We start from the raw sequence: 22,601 nt of genomic DNA on the forward strand, positions 1-22,601 counted from the left end.
GCCCAAGACGGAGAGACTTCCCATGTGGCGCAATTATCTGACGGTCGGCCTGCGGTCGCTGCTCAAGAGCCGCACCTATGCGGCGATCAACATATTGGGGCTGGCGACCGGCATGGCGGCCTGCCTCATCATCCTGCTGTTCGTCCGCAATGAACTGACCTTCGACGCCTGGATGCCGCAGGCGGACCGGACCTTCCAGTTCCAGACCTATTATACCGACCCGCATGGCGGCCGCGAAAACAATCTCCAGATGGCGCCCTATGTCGCGCAGGCGGCGCTGCGGAAGGATTTCCCGCAGATCGCGGCGGCCGTCCATCTGCTGTCGGCGGGGCCGGTCGTGCTGCGCAACGGCGTCGCGACCGAAGTGGACGACATGAAATTCGTCGACGGTCCGGTGTTCGACGTGCTCGACCTGCCGCTGGTGAAGGGCGATCCGCGCACCGCGCTGGCCAAGCCCGGCGACATGGTGCTGACCGACAGCGAGGCGAAGCGCCGCTTCGGCAGCGAAGACCCGATGGGCCAGACGCTGACGCTCATCTCGCGCGGCACCTCGACCGACTATCGCGTCAATGGCGTGCTCAAGGATCTGCCCAAGGCCTCGCACCTCAAGCTCACCATGCTCGCCCGCTATGATCCGCCCAGCTACTGGGCGCAGACGCCCGATTTCCTCAGCCAATATGGCTGGCAGTCGGGCTGGATCTATGCCCGGCTGAAGCCCGGTGCCGACGTCAAGTCAATCAATGCGCAGTTGCCGCAATGGGAAAAGCGCAACATCCCCGATCAGTTTTTCGGCGGCCGTCGCTTCAACCAGGGCGACGATATGAACTTCGCCCTGGTCAATGTTCGCGACGTCCATCTCGGCCGCGCCCAGAACGGGTCGATGACGCCGGGCAATGATCGCGGCTCGATCATCACCTTCGCCATCGTCGCGCTGCTGATCCTGGGCATGGCCTGCGTCAATTTCGTCAACCTCGCCACCGCCCGCGCCAGCCAGCGCGCGCGGGAGGTCGCCCTGCGCAAGGTGCTGGGCGCCAATCGCCGCCAGCTGGTGCTCCAATTCATCGGCGAATCCATCCTGGTCTCGGCGGTGGCGATGCTGGTCGCGCTGGCGCTGACCGAACTGCTGCTGCCGCTGGTCAGCCGCTTCCTCGACGCGGACCTCAGCCTCCATTATTTCGGCAGCGGCGGCCTCATCCTGCCGATCATCGGCCTGGTGCTGCTGGTCGGCGTGGCCGGCGGCGCCTATCCCGCCTTCTACCTGTCCCGCTTCCAGCCTGCCCGCGTGCTCAAGGCCAACAAGTCGGCCGCCGATGCGGAAGGATCGGGCCGGTTGCGCAGTGCGCTGGTCGTCGCCCAGTTCGCGGTGTCGATCGGCCTCATCATCTGCACGGCGGTGGTCTATGCCCAGACCCTCTACGCCCGCAATTCCGATCCCGGCTACAAGCGCGAGGGGCTGATCCAGATTTCGGGCATCAGCCGCCGCCAGCTCGATCCGGTGCTCGACACGATGGTGCGGGAAATCGAGAAGGTCGACGGCGTGACCTCGGTCGGCCGCACCAATATCGGCATCAGCACCACCAACAACACCAATAGCGGCATCCTCGTGCCCGGCCGTGAAGAGCCGATCAGCATGGGCATCTATCAGGTCGACACGAAATTCTTCGACACGATGGGCATCAAGCTGCTCGCCGGTCGGAGCTTCGACATCAACCGGCCGATCGACGACATCACCCGTCCCTTCCCGGAGGTTCCGGAGGCCGAACGGGCTTTTGCTGCGCGCGGCGCCAATACCGTGGTCAACGAACTGGCGGTCAAGCGGCTGGGCTTTGCTTCACCGCAGGACGCGATCGGCAAGCAGGTGCGTGGTGGCCTGGTGCGCGACGAATTTGGCGGCAGCGTGCCCATCACCATCATCGGCGTCGTCCAGGATTCACGCTTCCGCTCGATCCGCGATCCGATGGACCCGATCTTCTTCCTCTTCGATCGCGACAATCATAACGAAATGCTGATCCGCTATCATGGCAATCCGGCGACGGTGCTGGCGCGGATCGAGAGTGTGTGGAAGCGCCTCGCTCCCGAAGTGCCCTTCAGCGCGCGCTTCAGCGACGACATCGTGCGCGAAGTCTATCATGCCGAAGAAGCACGGGCCCAGGCCTTCGCCGCCTTCGCCCTGCTGGCGGTGATCGTCGGCTGCCTTGGCCTGTTCGGCCTGTCCGCCTTCACCGCGCAGCGCCGGACCAAGGAAATCGGCATCCGAAAGGTGCTGGGCGCCAGCACGGGCAAGATCGTGCAACTGCTGGTCTGGCAGTTCACCCGCCCGGTGCTGATCGCCAACCTCATCGCCTGGCCGGTCGCCTGGTGGGTGATGCGGGACTGGCTCAACGGCTTCGACTCCCGCATCGCGCTGACGCCCCTGCCCTTCCTGCTGGCAGGCGGGCTGGCGCTGCTGATCGCGATCCTCACGATCGGCGCGCACAGCTTCCGCGTTGCGCGCACCAACCCGATCCACGCGCTGCGCTACGAATGACAGAGAACAGGCCGGCCATCCTGGTGGATGACCGGCCTGCCTGTTCGCGGGACTGGCCCGCGCTTATTTCACCTGGGCAAGCGCCGCATTCATCCGCTTGGCGGCGAAGGGCGGCAGCTTGACCGCCTTGGCCGCCGTCACATCGGCCGCTGTCGGCTTGCCCACCTGCACCAGCGCCACCATGCCCATCGAATAATGGGGCATGCACTTGATCCCATAGAGGCCCGGCTTGCTGACGGTCAGCACCGCTTCCTTGTTCATCGCCCCCTTCATCGGCGTCGCGCCGGCCGGCAACATGGTGGAGATGGTCTCGGCATTATGGCTGGGATCGGTCGGCTGGAAATGGATCACGTCGCCCGGCGCCGCCTTCACGAAGGACGGCTCGAACACCATCGCGCCATCGGCGCCCTTGTTCTTCATATGGACGGTGATGTCCTTGGCCGCGGCCGGCATCGCACTGGCCATGGCCAGGCCGCCGATGATCGCCAGCGCCGAACGATGAAGCATTTACTCTCTCCCGAAAATCAATGATTTGAACTACCCCGTTAGCGTGCAACATGCCGCAAATCGGGCGCCGGACAATTGACCTTTGGTCCTATCGGCGCGCGGGCCGGACGGGCCTCAGGTCGCGCCCCAGATCGCGCCAGCCGTCCGTCCCCTCGGCCAGCCACCAGATATTGCGATAGCCCATCGCCCGCAGCCGTCGCGCCGCATTCCAGCCCATCCAGCAATCCGCGCGGCAGAAGGTGACGATCATCCGGTCGCGCTTCCCCCCGGTCAGCCGCGCAACCCCGCGCGCGAACCAGTCGGCGATATCCGGCATCGGCGCGCCCCGCCCGCTTTCGGGAAACCAGTGGGCGCCGGGGATGCTCTCATGCGGCTGCGCCAGTTGCCAGCGTCCGTCCGCCGCGCGATGGGCACCCTCGGCCGGCAGCACATCGATCAGGATCATGTCGATATCCGGCCGCAGCCCGGCGATCGCGGCCGGCGCGATCCTGCCCACGCCCTCGGGCGGGCGATGCACGGGACTGCGATAATAAGCGATGCGATAGCCCTCTGCATCGAACAGCCCCGCCTCCTGCGCCTGCGTCACGCCAGGCACCAGCAGCAGCACCGCCATCAGCCCGATCCTCGCCCGCATCCCCATCCCTTCCACGCTCCACGACCCAAGGTGCAATGGTAGCCGGTTTTTCCCGGCGCTAGGCATGGACTTTGGGAGAAGAGGATGAACAGGCGCAAGACCCTGACAGCCATGGCCATGTCCTGTCTGCTGGCAGCCGGCAGCATCGCGCCTGCCCGCGCGCCCTATCCCGCCGATCCGCTGCACTCGCCGATGTGGACCGCCCATGCGCAGACCATCTTCGGCGACGATCCGGTCCGCTTCGACCCGCGCGTGAAGGTCAGCTATCCCGAAATCGCGGAAAACCAGCGCAGCTTCCCGGTCGCGCTCGACGCGCGCGGCCTCGGTCCGGGCCTCGGTCCGGTCAGGCGCATGCTGATCCTGGCCGATCTCAATCCCATCCCGATCGCCATAGATTATCGCCCCGACGGCGCGCAGCCCTATGTCGCCACCCGCATCAAGCTCGACCAGCGCACCCCGGTGCGCGGCGCGGTGCAACTGGCCGACGGCCAATGGCTGGTCAGCGGCGGCTGGGTCGATGCGGCGGGCGGCGGCTGTTCGGCCCCGCCGGTCAGCCGGGTGAAGGGCGACTGGGCACAGCATCTGGGCGAAATGCGGGGTGAAGCCTGGCCGATGGCCGATGGCGCCAGCCGGCTGCGCGTCACCTTCCGCCATCCGATGGACACCGGCTTCGTCGCCAATATCCCGACCTATCATATCGAACAGATGCGCGTGACCGGCCCTGACGGCCGACTGCTCGGTGAGATGGAGATATGGGCCGCCGTGGCCGAAGACCCCGCCATCACCCTGATGCCCCGCGCCCATCCCGGCGACATGCTCTCCATCGCCGCGCGCGACACCAATGGCCGCGCCTATCTCGCCAAGGTGACCGTCGCCCGCCAGTCGCCCCTGCCCGCTGCCACCGGCGCGACCGGCCGATGATGCTCAGCCGCCGACAGGCGCTGGCCGGCATGACCGGCGCCCTCCCGCTGCTGACCGGCGCCGCAACCGATGACTATCGCATCGATCCGCAGCCGGTCGCCGATGGCTTGTGGATGATCCATGGCGCCGACGAACCGATGGTCTTCGCCAATGGCGGCGCGATCGCCAATATTACGATCATCGCCACCCCGGCCGGCACGCTGCTGGTCGATGCCGGCCCGTCGATCCGCTATGGCCATATGCTCAAGAAAATGGCGGAGACGCTGACCGGCCAGCCGGTCGTGCGGGTCTATGTCACCCATCTCCATCCCGACCATGGCATGGGCATCGCCGCCTTCGATCCCGCCATCGTCGCCGCCCTGCCCGGCACCATCGCCGACATGGAACGGGATGGACGCGGCTTTTCCGATGCGCTCTATCGCCTGCTGGGCGACTGGATGCGCGGCACCGACCTCGCCCTGCCGGGGCGGCGGATCGACCAGCCGACAGAGGATTTCGGCGGCCGCCGCCTGCAACTGCTGCCGCTCGCCGGCCACAGCAATGCCGATCTCGCCTTGTTGGACGAACGCACCGGCACGCTGATCGCCGGCGACCTGCTCTTCCTCGACCGCGCGCCCAGCACGCCGACCGCAAACCTTGGCCGCTGGCGCGAAAGCCTGGATGCGCTCGCCCAATTGCCGCACAAGGCGGCGATCCCCGGCCATGGCCCCTTCGATCCCGCCGGCACCCGCGCCATCGCCCAGACCCGCGACTGGCTCGACTGGCTCGATGCGACGCTGCGCGCCGCCGTGCAGTCCGGCCTCGACATGGTGGAGGCCGGCACCCTCCCCATCCCCGACCGCTTCGCCACAATGGCCGCCGCCCGCTACGAGCTGCAACGCAGCGTCTCCCACCTCTATCCCGCGCTGGAGGCGGAACTGCTGCCCAGGGTGGACCTGCCCGAAGGATGATATCGCCGGCGATTTTTCAATGGGATTCCAGCCCGTCCATGATGCCCTGCAACACCGCTGCCGACGCCTGCAGCGCCGCCCGCTCCTCCGCATCCAGGTCCGGCGCCAGCACCCGACTCACCCCCAGCGCCCCGATCACGCAGGGCAGGCTCAGATAGACGCCCGCCACGCCGCATTCGCCATGGGCCAGGGTCGACACCGGCAGCACCACCTGCTCGTCGCGCCGCACCGCCTCGCACAGCCGCACGATCGCCGTCGCCACGCCATAGCTTGTATGGCCCTTGCCATAGTTGATCGCATAGCCCGCCCGCATCGTCTCATGCGCCAGTTCCGCCCGGTCCAGCACCGCGCCGCCGCGAAACTGGTCCAGCGTCACCCCGCCGATCCGCACGCCCGAAAAGACCGCCACCTCGCTGTCGCCATGCTCGCCCAGCACCTGTCCCTCGACCGACACCGGCGCCACCCCCAGCCGGTCGGCCAGCCGCCGGCGAAAGCGCGCACTGTCGAGCAGCGTCCCGGTGCCGATCACCTGTCCCACCGGCAGGCCCGACGCGCGCTGCGCCACCTGCGCCATCGCATCGACCGGGTTGGACGCGACGATCATCACCCCGGCAAAGCCCGCTTCCACCACCCGCCGCGCACAGTCCGCCACGATCGCGGCGCTGCGTCCGGCGACCGACAGCCGGCTTTCCTCGCCATGGGTGGTCGCGCCCGCGGTGATGACGACGATCGCCGCGTCGCCCGCATCCCGATAGTCGCCGCGCAGGACATGGGCCGGCCGCGCCAGCGCATTGGCGTCGGCAATGTCCAGCGCCTCGGCCTGCGCGCGCGGCCCGTCCGCATCGATCAGCAGGATCTGCGTGAACAGCCCGCGCAGCATCATCGCATAGGCGGCCGTGGCACCGACATGGCCGGTCCCGATGATCGCAACCTTGTCGAACCGTACCGCCATGCCTTGTCGCCTTTCGCTATTGCCCGACCGCCTCCGCCCGCGCCACCAGCGCCCGCGCCTCGTCGACATGCATCGCCTCGATCATCCGCCCCTCGAAGCGCTCGGCCCCGCCGGTCGCCGCCTCGATCAGCCGGCGCGCATCCGCCACCGCCTGCGCGTCCGGCCCGAACGCCTGGTTCGCCACCGGCACCTGCCCCGGATGGATCAGCGTCTTGCCGTCAAAGCCGAAGCCATGGCCCTCGGCGCATTCCGCCTCCAGCCCCGCCTCATCATCCAGCCGGTTGAACACCCCGTCGAACACCGCGATCCCCGCCGCCCGCGCCGCCAGCACCACGCTCTGCAGCACATGGGCCAGCCCCGCCCGCCCAGCCGAGGGCGGTATCGCCAGATCCTTGCGCAAATCATTGGTGCCCACGAACAAGGCGGCACAGCCCTCGCCCGCTGCGATTCCCGGCGCCGCCAGCACGCCCTTCGCGCTCTCGATCATCGCGATCACCGGCTTCTGCGCCACCGAATAGACATCCTTCACCTGCTTGGCATTCTCGACCTTGGGCAGCACCACATAGTCGACCGCGGTGCGCTTCAGCGCCACCATCTCTGGCCCATGCGACGGCATCCCCTCGACATTGATCCGCACCGCCATCAGCCGCCCGCCAAAGCCCTCGCCCACGGCCTCCACCGCCGCATCCAGCGCCGCCGCCTTGTCCGCGTCGGGCACCGCATCCTCCAGGTCCAGGATCACCATGTCGCACGCCAGGGTGCGCGCCTTGGCCACCGCGCGCGGATTGGACGCGGGCAGGAACAGCAGGGATCGGGCGTGGCGCAACTGCATCTTATGTCTCTCCATCACTTTGCCTTTTCCCGTTAACGAATAGCCGCCATAGTGCGCTCCCACATTGGGGAGGACATATGGTGACGACCTTCGCACTCACGGTCACGTTTCTGGTGCTCTTCTACCTGGCGGTCAGCGTCAAGGTGGTGCGGCAGGGCTATCAATATACCATCGAGCGTTTCGGCCGCTTTACCGAGGTGGCGAAGCCCGGCCTCAATTTCTACCCCGCCTTCTTCTACGCCGTCGGTCGCAAGATCAACATGATGGAGCAGGTCGTCGACATTCCGGGGCAGGAAATCATCACCAAGGATAATGCCATGGTGTCGGTCGACGGCGTCGTCTTCTTCCAGGTGCTCGACGCCGCCAAGGCCGCCTATGAAGTGTCCGAACTCTATGTCGCCATCATGCAGCTCGCCACCACCAATTTGCGCACCGTGATGGGCTCGATGGACCTCGACGAAACCCTGTCGAAGCGCGACGAGATCAACGCCCGCCTCCTCTCCGTGGTCGATCACGCCACCAACGCCTGGGGCATCAAGATCACCCGCGTGGAACTCAAGGACATCCGCCCGCCCGCCGACATCGTCAACGCCATGGGCCGGCAGATGAAGGCGGAGCGCGAGAAGCGCGCCAACATCCTGGAGGCCGAGGGCCTTAAAAGCAGCGAGATCCTGCGCGCCGAGGGCCAGAAACAGTCGCAGATCCTGGAAGCCGAAGGCCGCCGCGAAGCCGCCTTCCGCGATGCCGAAGCGCGCGAGCGCGAGGCGGAAGCCGAAGCCAAGGCGACCCAGATGGTGTCGGACGCGATCGCGGCCGGCAATCCGCAGGCGCTCAATTATTTCATCGCCCAGAAATATACCGACGCGGTGCAACAATTCGCCACCTCGCCCAATGCCAAGACCATCCTCTTCCCGGTCGAAGCGACCCAGCTCATCGGCACGCTCGGCGGCATCGGCCAGCTCGCCAAGGAAGCGCTGGGCGACACCCCCACCCCGCCAACGCCACCCGCCGCGCCGCGCCGAGGCCCGTTCGGCCAGGCGCAGGGCTGAGGGAGGTCGCGATGGCGCCCCTGCGCAACCGGTCCTCCCTGTCAGGCCATAGCGGCCAAGCCCCCGCGCGCTACGCACCCATCCCGCTTGCCGAAAATGCCACCACCACCCCGAACCGCCCACCACATCCGTCCGCTTCGAGCCAAGTCGAGAAGCCCGCAGCGCAACGCCCGCCCCAAACACCGTTCGCCCTGAGCCTGTCGAAGGGCTCAGCCGAACGAAGTGAGGCCTTCGCTCCGCTCAGGCGAGGGCTTCGACAAGCTCAGCCCGAACGGACGAGGGAGCGCCCAAAAACACCCCGTCATGCCAGCGCAGGCTGGCATCCCTCTGCCTTCCCCCCTTTCCTTACCCACCCCCGTCATTCCCGCGAAAGCGGGAATCCATCTCCCCACCTTGGTTCAAGCCCGAGATCGCATGAGATGGATCCCCGCCTCCGCGGGGATGACACAAAAACACCCCACCCCACCAACCACAGGACCACCCCATGACGCATTGGCTCACCCTGCTTCAGGATCATTGGGCCTGGCTGGTTTTCGCCGCGCTGCTGGCGATTGCGGAGGTGCTGATCCCCGGCGTCTTCCTGATCTGGATCGCGATCGCCGCCGCCATCACCGGCCTCGCCGCGCTGGCGCTGCCGATCGGCATTCCGCTGCAGCTGCTGATCTTCGCCGCGCTCTGCGTCGTCTCGGTCTGGGCCGGGCGGCGCTGGTATGTGGACAATCCGGTGCCCTCGACCGACCCCAATCTCAACGACCGCACCGCCCGCCTGATCGGCGAACTGGTGACAGTCATAGAGCCGATCCGCGGCGGCGAAGGCCGGGTCAAGGTCGGCGACAGCGTCTGGACCGCCCGCGGCCCGGACAGCGAAGCGGGCGCACGGGTGCGCGTCACGGGCGCAGAAGGCGCGGTGCTGTGGGTGGAGGAGGGATAAGAACTACCGTTATCCCACTACTTCGACTGGCTCTGAACAAGCTTGGCCGAGGATCAAACCACCATCCTCCAAACAAATAACCTTCATAATTTTTGATAATTTTCAAATTCAGGACTGGAAAAACGCGACACAGTTCTAAGTAATTTTTGATAACCATACAAAGACCAAACCGGCGAACTTGCATCACCACGGCCAGGATCCCTAACAACAACATTGAACACGTAACCCATCTTATTTTCTTCCTTGGCAGTTATGCGTTCTTCATAGGACATTGACATCACGCTCTGGAATTCTTTGGCTATCTGTTGGAAACCTACTTCAGTGGCATCTCGCATACCACCTACGTTCCGAGACCAGTTTGGAACATAGACCCAGCGGGTTTCAACGACGGGCTTGGGCAGTTCACCAACAGACAACCCCTTCATCACCCCGATCGCTAATGGAAGTAAGTAAGGCAGGTGCAACCGCACTTGGTTCGCTACCGCCACCGACGTCTGCAATATATCAACGAGTTCAAAAGCGTCGCGTGCGCTCAGCCCGTACACCCGCATGTATTCAGCTAAAAGGTCCGGTAGCGTCGGATCAAGGTCAGCGGTTTCGGAAATAACCATGCTAGGCCAGACAAAATTTTGAACACTCAATCCAGCGTTTCGGCACAACTGCTCTAGCAATGGAGCGAGTGGGGGAGTTGCAAGACGGTATTCACGGTCAATGAAGCGCTTGAGATATGCGCACCCATCAAAACCTGCTCCATAGGCACCAGAAATCGAATGTCGAAGTTGATCGCGATGCAATGCAAGAACGAATACGATGCCAGGTACGTCGAAAAGATACTTGATCTCCTCTAATAGTTTCACCGAGTATGTTGGCCGACAACGATCGAGTTCGTCAATAACGATCACGATGGGAGGGTGATTGCCATTCCTATCCCGCTCGAGTGCTGCGACGATACTAGAAAGGCTATCCTTCATATTCTGGACAGCCTGCTTACCCTCCTCAAAAGCAGCAATTCTTGCCTCCATAAGGGCCTGACCAGTGACAGCTTTCACCCCCGCAGCAACATCATCCGCAGTGCCATTACCGACGCCTTGGAGCCCATCATCAACTGCATCTCTTATCGCTTCGGACGTACCAGTTAGCACCCCCTCTGCAACGCCCACAGCCTTCCCAGTTATGACCAGCCCTGCTCCACGACGAAGCAGCCCCCAACCGACGATTTTTGCGACCTTGCCAGTCTTACTCATGAAGTTGGCAAGGCCAGCCTGCATGCCGGGAGCACTAGCCACTGGCTCAAGCGCAGCCTTAAGGGTTGCGGCCAACGCCGTTAATGGTTCGTCGGCGAGGTCGTCCGACCAAGCATCAACATAAGCCACTGGGTGGTTAATCTTCATATGCTCGGCAAGACGGCGAAGAAAAAAGCTCTTCCCTTCACCATACGGCGCGTCAACAGCAATAGTATATGCGCGCTTATCTTCTCGAATTGATCGGCGACCGGCAACACTCTCAATGTACGCAATTAGCTGCTCAGCCTCCTCCCGGCGACCGAACAGGTCCGCTTGACGCCCTGTAGCCGTGTCCTCATTCCAGATTTCGTCAGGTGTCATGTTGCTAGCCGCCTCCCCATTCTCAATACATTCATGACAGTGCTAACCACACGAGGTCAATCTCACCCGCCGCCACCCCCTGTCCTACACGTCCCGCCCCATGATAGCCTCGCCGGCATGACCGACATGCCCCTTCTCCACTTCACCTCCGTCCCGATGCTGCGCCGGCGCGCGTCGGGCTGGTCGCCGGCCGCACAGCGGGCCTTTATCGACATGCTGGCGCGCTGCGGCGTGGTGGCGCAAGCGGCGCGCAGCGTCGGCTGTTCGCCGCGCTCGGCCTATCAGCTGCGGCAGAAACAGGGGGCAGAGAGTTTTGCCGCCGCCTGGGACTGGGCGCTGGAGATGGGGCTGGACGCCGCCCGTGCCCAGGCGATCGCGCTGACCCGCTGCGCGCAGGTCCGCCCCATCGTCCGGCGCGGCGTGGTGGTCGGCCATCGCCGCGCGCCCGACAATCGGGTGATGCTGGCGGCGATGCGCACCATCTGTGCCGAGCGCAGCGGCGCCCGCGCCGCCATGCCCCATCGCCAGCGCATCGCCCTGCGCGATCTGGTCGCGGAACTCTCGATCAGCGCGCCGGAGATCGACCTTGGCTGCATCGCCCGATTATTATGATCTGTCGCGGGTAGGAAATAAGATGTCGAAATGTGCGGGAAATATGCGAAGTTAAGCGAGCGATTTCCAACCCGGCGCCCCGCCGGATGACTCGGAAATCGCGCCAGCCGCGTGATTTCCTACGGAGACCCTTTTCGCCATGACGACCTCCCGCCGCGATTTCCTCGTCGCCGGCTCCTCCGCCCTCGCCCTTTCGGCGCTCCCCGCCCGCACCCTGGCGCAGGCAACGACAGCCGATGCCCGCGCCGAAGCCCTGCTCGCCGGCATGGCCGAGGCGATGCTGGCCGATGCGCCCGAGACCGCAAGCGGCCTTGGCCTCGACACCGGCGCCCGCGCCCCGCTCAAAGCGCGCCTTGGCGACAAGAGCCCGGCCGGCCAGGCCCGGATCGCCGCCCATGTGAAGGATCGCCTGACCCAGTTGCGCGCCGTCGATCTCGACGCCCTGTCCCCCGCCACCCGCACCGATGTGGAGGTGGTGCGCGCCGCCCATGAACTGGCCGATGCCGGCTTCGCCTTCCCCTTCGGCGACATGGCGATGATGAACAGCAACTGGTCCTATCGCAACGCGCCCTATGCCGTCGCCCAGAATACCGGCGCCTTCATCGAGACGCCCGATTTCCTCGACGCCAATCACGCCATCGCCACCCCGGCCGACGCCGACGCCTATCTCGAACGCCTGACCCAATATGCCGCCAATCTCGACGGCGAGACCGAGCGGTTGAAGCATGACGCCGGCATCGGCGTCGTCGCCCCCGCCTTCCTGCTCGACAAGACGCTGGGCCAGATGAAGGCGGTGCAGGGCCAGCCGATCGACCAGTGGGTGCCGGTCGCCTCGATCGCGCGCCGCACCCGCGACATGCAGGGCGATTATGCCGCCAAGGCGCAGCAGATCACCCGCACCGCCATCGCCCCCGCCCTTGCCCGCCAGGCCGCCGAACTCACCCGCCAGCGTGGCCTTGCCACCATGGATGCGGGCGTGTGGAAACTGCCGCAGGGCGAGGCCTATTATGCCTGGGCGCTGCAGGCCGGCACCACCACCACCATGTCGCCCGACGAAGTCCATGCGCTGGGCCAGGAACAGCTCAAGGCCCTTCAGTCGGAAATGGATCGGCTGCTGAAATCCCTCGGCATGACCAAGGGGACCGTGGGCGAGCGGATGACGGCGATGGGCAAGGATCCGCGCTATCTCTTCCCCAATGACGACAAGGGGCGCCAGCAGATCCTCTCCTATATCGACGGGCGCCTGGCCGATATCCGCACCCGCCTGCCCCGCGCCTTCGCGACCCTGGTGCCGGCCAAGCTGGTGGTGAAACGGGTGCCGGTGGAGATCGAGGCCGGGGCGCCGGGCGCCTATGCCGGCGCGGGCACGATCGACGGCAGCGTGCCGGGCAATTATTATATCAACCTGCGCGATACCAGCATCTGGCCGCGCTATGCGCTGCCGACGCTTTGCTATCATGAGGGGATTCCGGGCCATATCTGGCAGGGCGAATACACCTACAAGCTCCCCCTGATCCGCTCGCTGCTCGCCTTCAACGCCTATTCGGAGGGCTGGGCGCTCTATGCCGAGCAGTTGGGCGACGAGTTGGGCGCCTATGATGGCGATGTCGCCGGGCGGCTGGGCTATCTCCAGTCGATCGCCTATCGCTGCTGCCGCCTGGTGGTCGACACCGGCCTTCATGCCAAGCGCTGGACCCGCGACCAGGCGATCCACTGGTTCGCCACCACCAACGGCTCCACGGTCGAGGATGTGCAGGGCGAGGTCGACCGTTATTGCGCCTGGCCGGGCCAGGCCTGCGGCTACAAGGTCGGCCATGGCGAAATCGTCCGCCTGCGCGGAATGGCGCAACAGGCGCTGGGCGACAAGTTCGACTTCCGCCTGTTCAACGACGCCGTGGTCAAGGGTGGCGGCGTGCCGATGACCGTGCTGGCGAAAAATGTCGACGCCTATGTCGCGGGCCGGAAGAGGGCGTAAAAGAACCGTTCGGGCTGAGCGAAGTCGAAGCCTTCTGCCGAACGCAGTGAGGCACCTCGCTCCGCTCGGCGCGTCCTTCGACTTCGCTCAGGACGAACGGACCTGACACAACAAAAAAAGGGCCGGAGGATCGCTCCCCCGGCCCTTTCCTATCTCTCTAACGTCAGCCCTTAACCGACGAACGCGCGCTCGATCACGAACTGCCCCGGCGCCGCGTTGGAGCCTTCGGTGAAGCCCTGCTCCTCGAAATAGGCCGCGAACTGCTTGATCATCTCCATGCTGCCGCACATCATGATCCGGTCGGTTTCGGGGTCGAACTTCGCCGCGCCCGGAATCCCCTCGAACAGCTTGCCGCTCTCGACCAGCTTGTCGATGCGCTCATTGTTGGGGAACTCCTCCCGCGTCACGGTCGGCACATAATGGAACTGGCCGGCGGCCTGCTCCGACACCAACGGGTCTTCGGCCCACTTGCCTTCCATCTCTTCGCGGAAGGCCAGATCGCTCACCCGGCGCACCGAATGCACCACCACGACCTGCTCGTAAAACTCATACACGTCCGGATCGCGCGGCAGGCTCAGGAACGGCGCCAGGCCGGTGCCGGTCGACAGCATGAACAACCGCTTGCCCGGCAGCAGCGCGTCGGTCACCAGCGTGCCGGTCGGCTTGCGGCCCAGATAGATCTGGTCGCCCGGCTCGATTTTCTGCAGCTTGCTGGTCAGCGGCCCGTCCTGCACCTTGATCGACAGGAATTCGATTTCCTCGTCCCAGGCCGGGCTGGCGATCGAATAGGCGCGCAGCAGCGGCTTGCCGTTATCGCCCTTCAGGCCGATCATGATGAACTCGCCCGAGCGGAAGCGGAAGCTTGCCGGGCGGGTGATGCGGAAGCTGAACAGATGCTCGTTCCAGTGCTTCACCGACAGCACGGTTTCCACGGAAAGCGCGCCGGTGGGTTCCAGAACCGGCTTTTCGATCGTCACGTCGGTCAAGACCTTATCCTTGCATTTCGTCGGCGCCGCCATGATCAGGCGGCGCTAGTTGCGGATCATTCGCAATAATGGTATAGTCCGCAAATGGCCCCACCGCATCGCGAAGGCAAGGCCAAAAAAACTTGGGGGCGGCCAAGGGCCGGCTTTGCCGGCCCGCCCCTCGCCGTCTGTTAGCCGAACAGCCCCTTGGCGAGGCCGCTCAGCTCATTGAGCGGATTGCCGTCGCCATCGCGGTCCAGGAAGCCGCCGAGTTGCCCCAATATCGCCTTCGGTCCGCCAAACTGGCCCAGCAACTGCTGCAGCGCATCCGCCGACACGCCATGTTCGGCCGCCGTCTCTGCCAGTGCCGACACGCTGGTTTCGCCGCTGCCGATCTTGGCGCCGATCTCGTTCAGCAGGCCCTGCATCTGTTCCGGCTCCAGCCCGACCTTCTGCGCGATCGCTTCCAGCCCGCCCAGATTACCCATCAGATTGTCGAACATGCCCATGCTAATCTCCGCTGCCATGATAGGCGGACAGCATAGCACCGCCGCGCCCCCGCCAAAAGCAAAAGAGCCGGAGCGTTTCCGCCCCGGCCCCTTCACTAGAATGCTGCGTCCGATCAGGCGCCCATTCAGGCCGCCGTCAGCGCCGCGCTGCGCACGCCATCGTCGACATGCTCCTCGAACTGGGCGAAATTGTCGACAAAGGCCTTCACCAGCGTCGCCGCCGTCGCGTCATAGCCGTCCTTGTCCGCCCACATCGCGCGCGGGTCGAGGATCTGGCTGTCGACGCCATTCACCGCCACCGGCACCTCGAACCCGAAATTGGGATCGGTGCGGAATTCGGCGCTGTTCAGGCTGCCGTCGAGCGCCGCGTTGAGCAGCGCGCGCGTCACCTTGATCGGCATGCGCTTGATCCCCGGCATGGTCGCCTTGCCACCGGCCCAGCCGGTATTGACCAGCCAGCAGGTGACGCCGCCCTTGTTGATCCGCTCCTTCAGCAAATTGCCATAGACGCTGGGGTGGCGCGGCATGAAGGGTGCGCCGAAGCAGGTCGAGAAGGTGGCGGTCGGCTCGGTCACGCCGATCTCGGTGCCCGCGACGCGCGCGGTGTAACCGGACAGGAAGTGATACATCGCCTGCTCCGGGGTCAGCCGCGCGATCGGCGGCAGAACGCCGTAAGCGTCGGCGGTCAGGAAGATGATGTTCTTGGGCACCGGCCCCAGATTCTTCTCCGACGTGTTCGGGATGAAGTCGATCGGGTAGGAACCGCGGCTATTCTCCGCCAGCGAGTTGTCATCCAGGTCGATCTCGCGGCTTTCCTCGTCGATCACGACATTTTCCAGCACCGTGCCGAACCGCTTGGTGGTGGCGAAGATCTCCGGCTCGGCCTCGGCCGACAGGTTGATCATCTTGGCATAGCAGCCGCCCTCGAAATTGAAGACCGCCTGATCCGACCAGCCATGCTCGTCATCGCCGATCAGGGTGCGGCTGGCATCCGCCGACAGCGTCGTCTTGCCGGTGCCGCTCAGGCCGAAGAAGACCGCGGTGTCGCCATTCGGGCCGATATTGGCCGAACAGTGCATCGGCATCACGCCCTTGGTCGGCAGCAGATAATTGAGGATGCCGAACACCGACTTCTTCATCTCGCCGGCATAGCGGGTGCCGCCGATCAGGATCAGCTTCTCGGTGAAGTTGACCGCGATCACCGTCTCGCTGCGGCAGCCATGGCGGGCCGGATCGGCGACGAAGGTCGGCAGGTCGATGATGGTATATTCGGGCGCGAAGTCGGCCAGCGCCTGCGCCTCGGGCCGTACCAGCAGGGTGCGGATGAACAGGTTATGCCAGGCGAACTCGTTGATGACGCGCACATTGACCCGATATTCGGGCTGCGACCCGCCATAGAGGTCGGCGACATAGAGCTTGTCCTTCTCACCCAGCGCCTTGAAGAAATCCTCCTTCAGCGCGGCGAAGTGCGCCGGCGTCATCGGCACATTGGTCTTGCCCCACCAGACGGTGTCCTGCGTTTCGGCATCCTGGACGATGAACTTGTCGCTGGCGCTGCGGCCGGTATGCTTGCCGGTCTTGACGACCAGCGGGCCGTCCTTGGCCAAAATGCCCTCGCCATTGGCAAGCGCGGCCTCGACCAGCGGCGCGGTGCCGAGGTTCCAAAACTGGGTGGCATGGGTGGAGATGCCCTGGTCGACCAGGGTGATTGAGGATTTGGCCTGCACGCCTTAGCTCCTGATGTAAAAAGTCCCTTAGTCGCTTGTCTTTTTATGCGACCGGCCCGTCCGGGAGCGCCGCGATCCTTGTCGCGCGGACATCCTCCCCTTCAAGCCATACCGGCATAGGGCTTTGCGTTACGGCCGTCAAATAGGGGCGAACCACAGCCCGTCCCGAAAAACGACGCACGGGTCGCAGCAACAATTGCAACGCCCCTTCCTTGCAGGCCCGGCGGCCATCGTCTAACGCTGGATGCCTTCACCCATTTTATCATGACGTTCCGGGACGCAGCATGACCGCAACCATCGCGCTGGTGGATGATGACAAGAATATCCTGACGTCGGTGTCGATCGCGCTGCAGACCGAAGGGTTCGTCACGCGCATCTATACCGACCCGGAAACCGCGCTGAAGGCGCTGACCGAAAATCCGGCCGACCTTGGCGTGTTCGACATCAAGATGCCGCAGATGGACGGGCTGGAACTGCTGCGCCGCCTGCGCGAAAAGAGCCAGATGCCGGTCATCTTCCTGACCTCCAAGGCGGACGAGTTGGACGAGGCGCTGGGCCTGGCCATGGGCGCGGACGATTATATCTCCAAGCCCTTCTCGCAGCGACTGCTGATCGCGCGCATCCGCGCCATCCTGCGCCGCGCAGAGATCAGCCGCACACCCGAAGCCGCCGATGAGCCGCCGTCCGATCCGATCGTGCGCGGCCGGCTGGAGATGGACCCGCCCCGCCACCGGGTGAAATGGGACGGCAAGGATGTGACGCTGACCGTCACCGAATTCCTGATCCTGGAAACCCTTGCTGCACGGCCCGGCGTGGTGAAGAACCGCAACCAGCTCATGGACGCCGCCTATCAGGACGACGTCTATGTCGACGACCGCACGATCGACAGCCATATCAAGCGGCTGCGTCGCAAATTCCGAGAGGTAGACCCTGACTTCAACGCAATCGACACGCTCTATGGCGCCGGATACCGCTTCTCCGAAGAATGAGGACGCGCCGCTCGCGGTGCGCTGGTCGGGGCGATTGAGCCTCACCCCGCGCATCCTGGCGGTCAATGTCTTCGCGCTCGCCCTGCTGGCGGGCGGTTTCTTCTATCTGGACAGCTATCGCACGCGGATCGTCGACGATCGGCTGGAACAGTCGGCGCGCGAGCTGAAGCTGCTCGCCATTGGCCTGGAAAATGCGCCTGCCGACCGGCAGAATGCGCTGATCGCCGCCTATGCGCGCCAGACCGGCGACCGGGTGCGCCGCTATGACGCGGCCGGCAATCTGATGGCCGACAGCTTCGCCATGGATGCGCCGCGCTATCGGCTGCGCCTGCCCTCGGAAGAGGAATGGCAGCGCCATGTCGCCCGTTTCCTCGACAAGGCGGTCGACCGCGTCGTCTCCGCCGATCGCCCGCCCAATTTCGAGGAACCCGCCGTCGATCGCGCCAGCGCCTGGCCCGAACTGGTGCTGGCCGCCAAGACGCGCCAGCCCCAGGCGATGAACCGCTACGCGCCCGACCGCACCTTCATGATCTCGGCCGCCGTTGCCGTGCGCGACGGTTCGGGCCTGCTCGCGACCGAAAATGCGCGCGACATCACCCGCATCGTCCGCGCCGAACGGCTGCGCCTGGGCATCGTGCTGGCCGCCGCCGTCCTGGCCTCGGTGCTGCTGTCGCTGTTCCTCGCCCGCACCATCGTCCAGCCGCTCCAGCGCCTGGCCCGTGCCGCCGTGCGTGTTCGCCTCGGCCGCGCGCGGGAAGTCACCGTGCCCCGCCTGCCTGAACGCCGCGACGAGATCGGCATGCTCGCCCGCGCTCTGTCGGACATGAGCCATGCGCTGCGCCAGCGGATCGACGCGACCGACGCCTTCGCCGCCGACGTCAGCCATGAACTCAAGAACCCGATCGCCTCGCTCCGCTCCGCGCTCGATTCGCTCGAACGGGTGGACCGGCCGGACCTGCGCGACCAGTTGATGGCGATCGCGCAGGATGATGTCCGCCGGCTCGACCGGCTCGTCACCGACATCGCCGAAGCCTCCCGCATCGACGCCCAATTGTCCCGCACCCGGTTCGAGCCGATCGACCTTGGCCTGCTGATCGAACGCATGGTGCTCGCCCGCGAGGCACGCGGCGTGCCACGCGGCATCCGCCTCGCCTTTGCCCGCCCGCGCAAGGAAGTCGCCGTCGTCCTGGGCGAGGAACAGCGGATCGTGCGCGTGCTCGACAATCTGATCGACAATGCCATCTCCTTCTCGCCCGACGACGGGCTGGTCCAGATCATCGCCACCGTCGCCGACAATGAAGTGCTGGTCAGCGTCGAGGATGAAGGCCCCGGCGTGCCCGAGGGGGAGCGCGAGCACGTTTTCCGCCGCTTCCACAGCGTCCGCCCGGAAGGCGAAGCGTTCGGCAAGCATTCGGGTCTCGGCCTCGCCATCGCCCGCTCGATCGTCGAGGGACATCAAGGCAAGATCAGCATCGCCGACCGCGAGGACATGCAGAGCGGCGCCCGCTTCATCGTCCGCCTGCCCATGGCCGTGGAACGCGACCCCGGCATAATGTCCGAATGAAAGCAATAAGCTGTTCATTCCTGCTAGCCACAATGCTCCGCTGCGATGTCGCGTGAATCGACGCAATTCGATTTCCAACGCGGCGAACTGGGGCTAGAAGCAGGAAGGCAGGGGAACATGGTGCGGGCACTTTCATCAGAGACGCTTCACGCAACGACCGTCGCGATCGAGGGACGCTCGGTGCTGCTCTATGGCGCCAGCGGCATGGGCAAGTCCGACCTCGCCCTGCGCCTGATCGATCGCGGTGCGACGCTGGTTTCCGACGATTATACCCTGCTCAAGCGGGTCGACGGCCGGCTGATCGCCACCGCCCCCGAAACCATCAGCGGCAAGATGGAAGTGCGCGGCATCGGCATCGTGCCCGTGCCCCATGTCGGTGATTCGCCGGTCGCGCTGATCGTCGATCTGGCCGAAACGGTCGAACGCATGCCGATGCACGCTGCCACCCGTACCATCGCCGGGGTCGAAATTCCGCTGGTCGCCGTCGTCGCGCATGAGGCGTCCGCCCCGATCAAGGTCGAACTCGCGCTCAAGGCCCTGGGCAAGACATGAGCGATAGCGCGCCCAAGACCATCCTGCTCGTCTCCGGCCTGTCGGGCGCCGGCAAGACCACGGCGCTCAAGACGCTGGAGGATATGGGCTGGGAAGTGGTGGACAATCTGCCGCTGGTGCTGCTCGATCGCCTGCTCGACACGCCCCTGCCCGCCGGTCATGGCGGGGAGGATGACCGGCCGCTGGCGCTCGGCATCGACGCACGCACCCGCGGCTTCGACGCCAATGCCATCGTCCAGCGGATCAAGGCGCTGCGCGAACGCCACGGCCATGATATCGAGACATTGTTCCTCGACTGCTCGGGCGCCGAGTTGGAACGCCGCTATGCCGAAACCCGTCGCCGCCACCCGCTGGCGCAGGATCGCCCGGCCGCCGACGGCATCGCGCGCGAACGCGAACTGACCGAACCGCTGCGCCGCTGGTCGGCCCAACTGATCGACACCACCAGCCTGTCGACCAATGCGCTGCAGCAGGAAATGCGCGCCCGCTTCGCCCGCGAACAGCTCTCCGACCCGGTGCTGACCATCCTCTCCTTCGGCTATTCGCGCGGCGTGCCGCGCAATGTCGACCTGATGTTCGACATGCGCTTCCTGCGTAACCCCTTCTGGGACGAGGATTTGCGTCCCAAGACCGGCCTCGACGCCGATGTCGCCGCCTATATCCAGGCCGACCCGGCCTATCAGGAGGCGCTGGGCAAGATCCAGGATCTGCTGACGACCCTGCTGCCGCGCTACGCCGAAGCCGGCAAAACCTATATTACCGTGGCTTTCGGCTGCACCGGCGGGCGCCATCGCTCGGTCCATGTCGCCGAACATGTCGCTAGATACTTGCAAGATGCGGGCTTTTCGCCCACCGTCTCGCACCGCAATATGGAATCAGCGCCCCAGGACAGTCTGGAGAAGCGCAGACCGGGAGGCCCGAAAGCAATATCATGACAAAGGTGGGCCGCGGAAGCAGATGATCGGACTCGTACTCGTCACCCATGGGTCGCTTGCGACGGAATTCGTCGTGGCCATGGAACATGTCGTGGGACCGCAACAGCAGATCGAAACGATCTGCATCGGGCCGGAGGATGACATGGAATTGCGCCGCGCCGACATCGCGGCAGCGGTCGCGCGCGTCAATGACGGCGCCGGCGTCATCCTGCTGACCGACCTGTTCGGCGGCACCCCGTCCAACCTCGCCATCTCGCTGCTCAAGGCCGGCGAGATCGAGGTGATCGCGGGCATCAACCTGCCCATGCTCATCCGCCTGGAAAGCGCCCGCAAGGTGATGGACGTGCGCGCCGCCGTCGCCGCCGCCCGCGAAGCAGGCCAGAAATATATCAGCGTCGCATCGGAATTGCTGGGCAGCACCTCATGAATGATATCAGCCGGGAAGTCAGAATCAGCAACAAGCGCGGCCTCCACGCCCGCGCCAGCGCGAAATTCGTGACCCTGGCCAGCGGCCTGCCCGCCCAGATCACCGTCAGCAAGGATGGCAGCGAAGTCACCGGCACGTCGATCATGGGCCTGATGATGCTCGGCGCCGCCATGGGCGACAGCATCACCATCAGTGCCGCCGGCCCCGACGCGCATGACAGCCTGCACCAGCTTGTCGCCCTGGTCGAAGACAAGTTCGGCGAGGAATAGGCGCGCGACCAGCGGCCGCGTTGCCGCGACGGGTTCCCATCCCGACATTGACGTCACGGCCCCGCCGCCCCATCTTGCAATATAGGGCGACCGCTGATCGGGAGGCAGCATTCGCCATCGGTTCAAGTGGATAGGCGCCATGCTCGACACGAAATTGAACGACGAAGCCGCCCGCCTGGCCGCGCTCGGGCGCTACGAAATTCTCGACACGCCGCCTGAGCCCGCCTTTGACCGCATCACCCAGCTTGTCCGGTCGATCCTGGGCGTGCCGATGTCGGTCGTGTCGCTGATCGACGGCGATCGCCAATGGTTCAAGTCGCGCACCGGCATTGATGCGACCGAAACCCCGCGCGACATCGCCTTCTGCAACCACACCATCCGCGATCGTATGCCGCTGGTCGTCCCCGATGCCTGTTCCGACCAGCGCTTCAGCAGCAATCCGCTGGTCACCGGCGATCCCAATATCCGCAGCTATGCCGGTGTCCCGTTGGCGACGCCCGACGGCTATAATGTCGGCACCCTCTGTGCGATCGATACCGTGCCGCGCGAATTTGATCCCGGCCAGATCGCCATCCTCGAAAATCTCGGCGCTCTGGTGGTGGAACAACTGGAACTGCGCCGCATCGCCGAGCGCGACCATCTGAGCGGCGCCCTCACCCGCCGCGCCTTCGTGGCGGAAATGGACAAGCATATCGCCCTCTTCCGCCGCTATGCGCGTCCGGCCAGCCTGCTGCTGTTCGACATCGATCATTTCAAGCGGGTCAATGACACCCACGGCCACCCCGCCGGCGATGTCGTGATCCGCGAGGTCGCCGCCTGCTGCGACCGGACCAAGCGCCCGAACGACATATTGGGCCGGCTTGGCGGGGAAGAGTTCGGCGTGCTGCTCCCCGAAAGCAATGCGGCACAGGCCGGGGCCGCCGCCCAGCGTTTCTGCGATGCCATCGCCGCGCTGGAAATCGTCCACATGCCGCCGCTGCGCGTCACCGCCAGCTTCGGCATTGCCGAGATCGGGCCCGACCGGACCAGCAGCGACGCCTGGATCGCCGCCGCCGATGTTGCCCTCTATGCGGCCAAGCATGGTGGTCGCAATCGCGTGGTCATCGCGAAAACGGACGCCGCCCAGCCCGACTGACACCGAAAGGCTGTCCTTTTTCCCATTCCCTCGAT

22 protein-coding genes are annotated in these 22,601 nt (G+C 65.2%); 14 read left to right on the top strand and 8 right to left on the bottom strand.

All coding sequences use genetic code 11. The features are described from left to right. Nucleotides 1-22: 22 nt before the first annotated feature. Nucleotides 23-2,527 (top strand): FtsX-like permease family protein, encoded by a 2,505-nt coding sequence (locus tag AC0KVN_RS09840; protein ID WP_483656090.1) that lies wholly within the window; start codon nt 23-25, stop codon nt 2,525-2,527. A 63-nt stretch (nt 2,528-2,590) separates the two neighbouring features. Here AC0KVN_RS09840 and AC0KVN_RS09845 read toward each other — a convergent pair whose 3' ends face one another. Next, on the bottom strand, nt 2,591-3,034 hold the full coding sequence (locus AC0KVN_RS09845; RefSeq protein WP_017501382.1) for a pseudoazurin: 444 nt from the start codon (nt 3,032-3,034) through the stop codon (nt 2,591-2,593). An 88-nt stretch (nt 3,035-3,122) separates the two neighbouring features. Continuing rightward, complete coding sequence (locus AC0KVN_RS09850; RefSeq protein WP_435566801.1) at nt 3,123-3,668, bottom strand: rhodanese-like domain-containing protein; 546 nt, start codon at nt 3,666-3,668, stop codon at nt 3,123-3,125. An 84-nt stretch (nt 3,669-3,752) separates the two neighbouring features. On the opposite strand from AC0KVN_RS09850, the gene AC0KVN_RS09855 reads away from it, so the two are divergent. Both AC0KVN_RS09855 and AC0KVN_RS09860 read left to right on the top strand, forming a co-directional pair. Then, entirely contained in the window at nt 3,753-4,589 is an 837-nt protein-coding gene (locus AC0KVN_RS09855) for a quinoprotein dehydrogenase-associated SoxYZ-like carrier (protein WP_435566802.1), read from the top strand. After that, a complete protein-coding gene (locus tag AC0KVN_RS09860; protein ID WP_435566803.1) occupies nt 4,586-5,539 on the top strand; it encodes a quinoprotein relay system zinc metallohydrolase 1 in 954 nt (317 codons plus the stop codon). The genes AC0KVN_RS09855 and AC0KVN_RS09860 overlap by 4 nt, the downstream gene beginning before the upstream one ends. A gap of 16 nt (nt 5,540-5,555) precedes the next feature. On the opposite strand, the gene AC0KVN_RS09865 is transcribed toward AC0KVN_RS09860, so the two are convergent. Together AC0KVN_RS09865 and AC0KVN_RS09870 are read right to left on the bottom strand one after the other, a co-directional pair. Further along, nucleotides 5,556-6,491: a lactate/malate family dehydrogenase gene (locus AC0KVN_RS09865; protein WP_483656091.1), complete on the bottom strand. Its 936-nt coding sequence runs from the start codon at nt 6,489-6,491 to the stop codon at nt 5,556-5,558. Between the two features lie 16 nt (nt 6,492-6,507). Then, nucleotides 6,508-7,323 carry an HpcH/HpaI aldolase/citrate lyase family protein gene (locus tag AC0KVN_RS09870; RefSeq protein WP_097384253.1) on the bottom strand — a complete coding sequence of 272 codons (816 nt, stop codon included), beginning with the start codon at nt 7,321-7,323 and terminating at the stop codon, nt 6,508-6,510. 77 nt (nt 7,324-7,400) lie between these two features. Between AC0KVN_RS09870 and AC0KVN_RS09875 the strand changes: the two genes are divergently transcribed. Both AC0KVN_RS09875 and AC0KVN_RS09880 read left to right on the top strand, forming a co-directional pair. Continuing rightward, complete coding sequence (locus tag AC0KVN_RS09875; RefSeq protein ID WP_435566805.1) at nt 7,401-8,372, top strand: SPFH domain-containing protein; 972 nt, start codon at nt 7,401-7,403, stop codon at nt 8,370-8,372. 484 nt (nt 8,373-8,856) lie between these two features. After that, nucleotides 8,857-9,303, top strand: coding sequence for an NfeD family protein (locus AC0KVN_RS09880; RefSeq protein WP_435566806.1), 447 nt, complete (start codon nt 8,857-8,859; stop codon nt 9,301-9,303). Nucleotides 9,304-9,386: 83 nt separating this feature from the next. Here AC0KVN_RS09880 and AC0KVN_RS09885 read toward each other — a convergent pair whose 3' ends face one another. Beyond that, on the bottom strand, nt 9,387-10,907 hold the full coding sequence (locus tag AC0KVN_RS09885; protein ID WP_435566807.1) for a KAP family P-loop NTPase fold protein: 1,521 nt from the start codon (nt 10,905-10,907) through the stop codon (nt 9,387-9,389). 117 nt (nt 10,908-11,024) lie between these two features. On the opposite strand from AC0KVN_RS09885, the gene AC0KVN_RS09890 reads away from it, so the two are divergent. Both AC0KVN_RS09890 and AC0KVN_RS09895 read left to right on the top strand, forming a co-directional pair. Further along, a complete protein-coding gene (locus tag AC0KVN_RS09890) occupies nt 11,025-11,519 on the top strand; it encodes a hypothetical protein (RefSeq protein ID WP_097384256.1) in 495 nt (164 codons plus the stop codon). 139 nt (nt 11,520-11,658) lie between these two features. Further along, nucleotides 11,659-13,494: a DUF885 domain-containing protein gene (locus AC0KVN_RS09895; RefSeq protein ID WP_483656092.1), complete on the top strand. Its 1,836-nt coding sequence runs from the start codon at nt 11,659-11,661 to the stop codon at nt 13,492-13,494. Nucleotides 13,495-13,664: 170 nt separating this feature from the next. Here AC0KVN_RS09895 and AC0KVN_RS09900 read toward each other — a convergent pair whose 3' ends face one another. The 3 genes from AC0KVN_RS09900 to AC0KVN_RS09910 form a co-directional block, all read right to left on the bottom strand. Then, the gene (locus AC0KVN_RS09900) at nt 13,665-14,513 is read right to left on the bottom strand and encodes a ferredoxin--NADP reductase (RefSeq protein WP_037517339.1); all 849 of its coding nucleotides are present in this window, start codon (nt 14,511-14,513) and stop codon (nt 13,665-13,667) included. Between the two features lie 137 nt (nt 14,514-14,650). After that, the gene (locus AC0KVN_RS09905; protein WP_435566907.1) at nt 14,651-14,968 is read right to left on the bottom strand and encodes a hypothetical protein; all 318 of its coding nucleotides are present in this window, start codon (nt 14,966-14,968) and stop codon (nt 14,651-14,653) included. Nucleotides 14,969-15,093: 125 nt separating this feature from the next. Continuing rightward, on the bottom strand, nt 15,094-16,695 hold the full coding sequence (locus tag AC0KVN_RS09910; RefSeq protein ID WP_017501612.1) for a phosphoenolpyruvate carboxykinase: 1,602 nt from the start codon (nt 16,693-16,695) through the stop codon (nt 15,094-15,096). Between the two features lie 284 nt (nt 16,696-16,979). Here AC0KVN_RS09910 and AC0KVN_RS09915 point away from each other — a divergent pair, with 284 nt between their 5' ends. From AC0KVN_RS09915 to AC0KVN_RS09945, 7 genes are all read left to right on the top strand, one after another. Next, the gene (locus AC0KVN_RS09915) at nt 16,980-17,684 is read left to right on the top strand and encodes a response regulator transcription factor (RefSeq protein ID WP_214862987.1); all 705 of its coding nucleotides are present in this window, start codon (nt 16,980-16,982) and stop codon (nt 17,682-17,684) included. Further along, nucleotides 17,653-19,248 carry a sensor histidine kinase gene (locus tag AC0KVN_RS09920; RefSeq protein WP_010335533.1) on the top strand — a complete coding sequence of 532 codons (1,596 nt, stop codon included), beginning with the start codon at nt 17,653-17,655 and terminating at the stop codon, nt 19,246-19,248. Before AC0KVN_RS09915 ends, AC0KVN_RS09920 begins: the two co-directional genes overlap by 32 nt. Before the next feature lie 117 nt (nt 19,249-19,365). Beyond that, nucleotides 19,366-19,800 (top strand): HPr kinase/phosphorylase, encoded by a 435-nt coding sequence (locus tag AC0KVN_RS09925; protein WP_004208082.1) that lies wholly within the window; start codon nt 19,366-19,368, stop codon nt 19,798-19,800. Next, the gene (gene rapZ, locus AC0KVN_RS09930; protein ID WP_004208083.1) at nt 19,797-20,735 is read left to right on the top strand and encodes an RNase adapter RapZ; all 939 of its coding nucleotides are present in this window, start codon (nt 19,797-19,799) and stop codon (nt 20,733-20,735) included. The genes AC0KVN_RS09925 and rapZ overlap by 4 nt, the downstream gene beginning before the upstream one ends. Before the next feature lie 22 nt (nt 20,736-20,757). Further along, the gene (locus tag AC0KVN_RS09935; protein WP_004208084.1) at nt 20,758-21,162 is read left to right on the top strand and encodes a PTS sugar transporter subunit IIA; all 405 of its coding nucleotides are present in this window, start codon (nt 20,758-20,760) and stop codon (nt 21,160-21,162) included. Next, complete coding sequence (locus AC0KVN_RS09940; RefSeq protein WP_004208085.1) at nt 21,159-21,431, top strand: HPr family phosphocarrier protein; 273 nt, start codon at nt 21,159-21,161, stop codon at nt 21,429-21,431. Before AC0KVN_RS09935 ends, AC0KVN_RS09940 begins: the two co-directional genes overlap by 4 nt. 139 nt (nt 21,432-21,570) lie before the next feature. Then, entirely contained in the window at nt 21,571-22,566 is a 996-nt protein-coding gene (locus AC0KVN_RS09945) for a sensor domain-containing diguanylate cyclase (protein WP_435566809.1), read from the top strand. Nucleotides 22,567-22,601: the final 35 nt, after the last annotated feature.

It is taken from the genome of Sphingobium sp. SG1, from assembly GCF_057063145.1.

Excerpts from the sequence above, each read along its gene's own strand:
- AC0KVN_RS09855 (WP_435566802.1), top strand. The coding sequence starts at position 3,753 with ATGAACAGGCGCAAGACCCTGACAGCCATGGCCATGTCCTGTCTGCTG.
- AC0KVN_RS09945 (WP_435566809.1), top strand. The coding sequence starts at position 21,571 with ATGCTCGACACGAAATTGAACGACGAAGCCGCCCGCCTGGCCGCGCTC.
- AC0KVN_RS09925 (WP_004208082.1), top strand. The coding sequence starts at position 19,366 with ATGGTGCGGGCACTTTCATCAGAGACGCTTCACGCAACGACCGTCGCG.
- AC0KVN_RS09845 (WP_017501382.1), bottom strand. The coding sequence starts at position 3,034 with ATGCTTCATCGTTCGGCGCTGGCGATCATCGGCGGCCTGGCCATGGCC.
- AC0KVN_RS09890 (WP_097384256.1), top strand. The coding sequence starts at position 11,025 with ATGACCGACATGCCCCTTCTCCACTTCACCTCCGTCCCGATGCTGCGC.
- AC0KVN_RS09895 (WP_483656092.1), top strand. The coding sequence starts at position 11,659 with ATGACGACCTCCCGCCGCGATTTCCTCGTCGCCGGCTCCTCCGCCCTC.
- AC0KVN_RS09885 (WP_435566807.1), bottom strand. The coding sequence starts at position 10,907 with ATGACACCTGACGAAATCTGGAATGAGGACACGGCTACAGGGCGTCAA.
- AC0KVN_RS09900 (WP_037517339.1), bottom strand. The coding sequence starts at position 14,513 with ATGGCGGCGCCGACGAAATGCAAGGATAAGGTCTTGACCGACGTGACG.
- rapZ (WP_004208083.1), top strand. The coding sequence starts at position 19,797 with ATGAGCGATAGCGCGCCCAAGACCATCCTGCTCGTCTCCGGCCTGTCG.
- AC0KVN_RS09915 (WP_214862987.1), top strand. The coding sequence starts at position 16,980 with ATGACCGCAACCATCGCGCTGGTGGATGATGACAAGAATATCCTGACG.
- AC0KVN_RS09875 (WP_435566805.1), top strand. The coding sequence starts at position 7,401 with ATGGTGACGACCTTCGCACTCACGGTCACGTTTCTGGTGCTCTTCTAC.
- AC0KVN_RS09840 (WP_483656090.1), top strand. The coding sequence starts at position 23 with ATGTGGCGCAATTATCTGACGGTCGGCCTGCGGTCGCTGCTCAAGAGC.
- AC0KVN_RS09865 (WP_483656091.1), bottom strand. The coding sequence starts at position 6,491 with ATGGCGGTACGGTTCGACAAGGTTGCGATCATCGGGACCGGCCATGTC.
- AC0KVN_RS09940 (WP_004208085.1), top strand. The coding sequence starts at position 21,159 with ATGAATGATATCAGCCGGGAAGTCAGAATCAGCAACAAGCGCGGCCTC.
- AC0KVN_RS09920 (WP_010335533.1), top strand. The coding sequence starts at position 17,653 with ATGGCGCCGGATACCGCTTCTCCGAAGAATGAGGACGCGCCGCTCGCG.
- AC0KVN_RS09880 (WP_435566806.1), top strand. The coding sequence starts at position 8,857 with ATGACGCATTGGCTCACCCTGCTTCAGGATCATTGGGCCTGGCTGGTT.
- AC0KVN_RS09860 (WP_435566803.1), top strand. The coding sequence starts at position 4,586 with ATGATGCTCAGCCGCCGACAGGCGCTGGCCGGCATGACCGGCGCCCTC.
- AC0KVN_RS09935 (WP_004208084.1), top strand. The coding sequence starts at position 20,758 with ATGATCGGACTCGTACTCGTCACCCATGGGTCGCTTGCGACGGAATTC.
- AC0KVN_RS09905 (WP_435566907.1), bottom strand. The coding sequence starts at position 14,968 with ATGGGCATGTTCGACAATCTGATGGGTAATCTGGGCGGGCTGGAAGCG.
- AC0KVN_RS09850 (WP_435566801.1), bottom strand. The coding sequence starts at position 3,668 with ATGCGGGCGAGGATCGGGCTGATGGCGGTGCTGCTGCTGGTGCCTGGC.
- AC0KVN_RS09870 (WP_097384253.1), bottom strand. The coding sequence starts at position 7,323 with ATGCAGTTGCGCCACGCCCGATCCCTGCTGTTCCTGCCCGCGTCCAAT.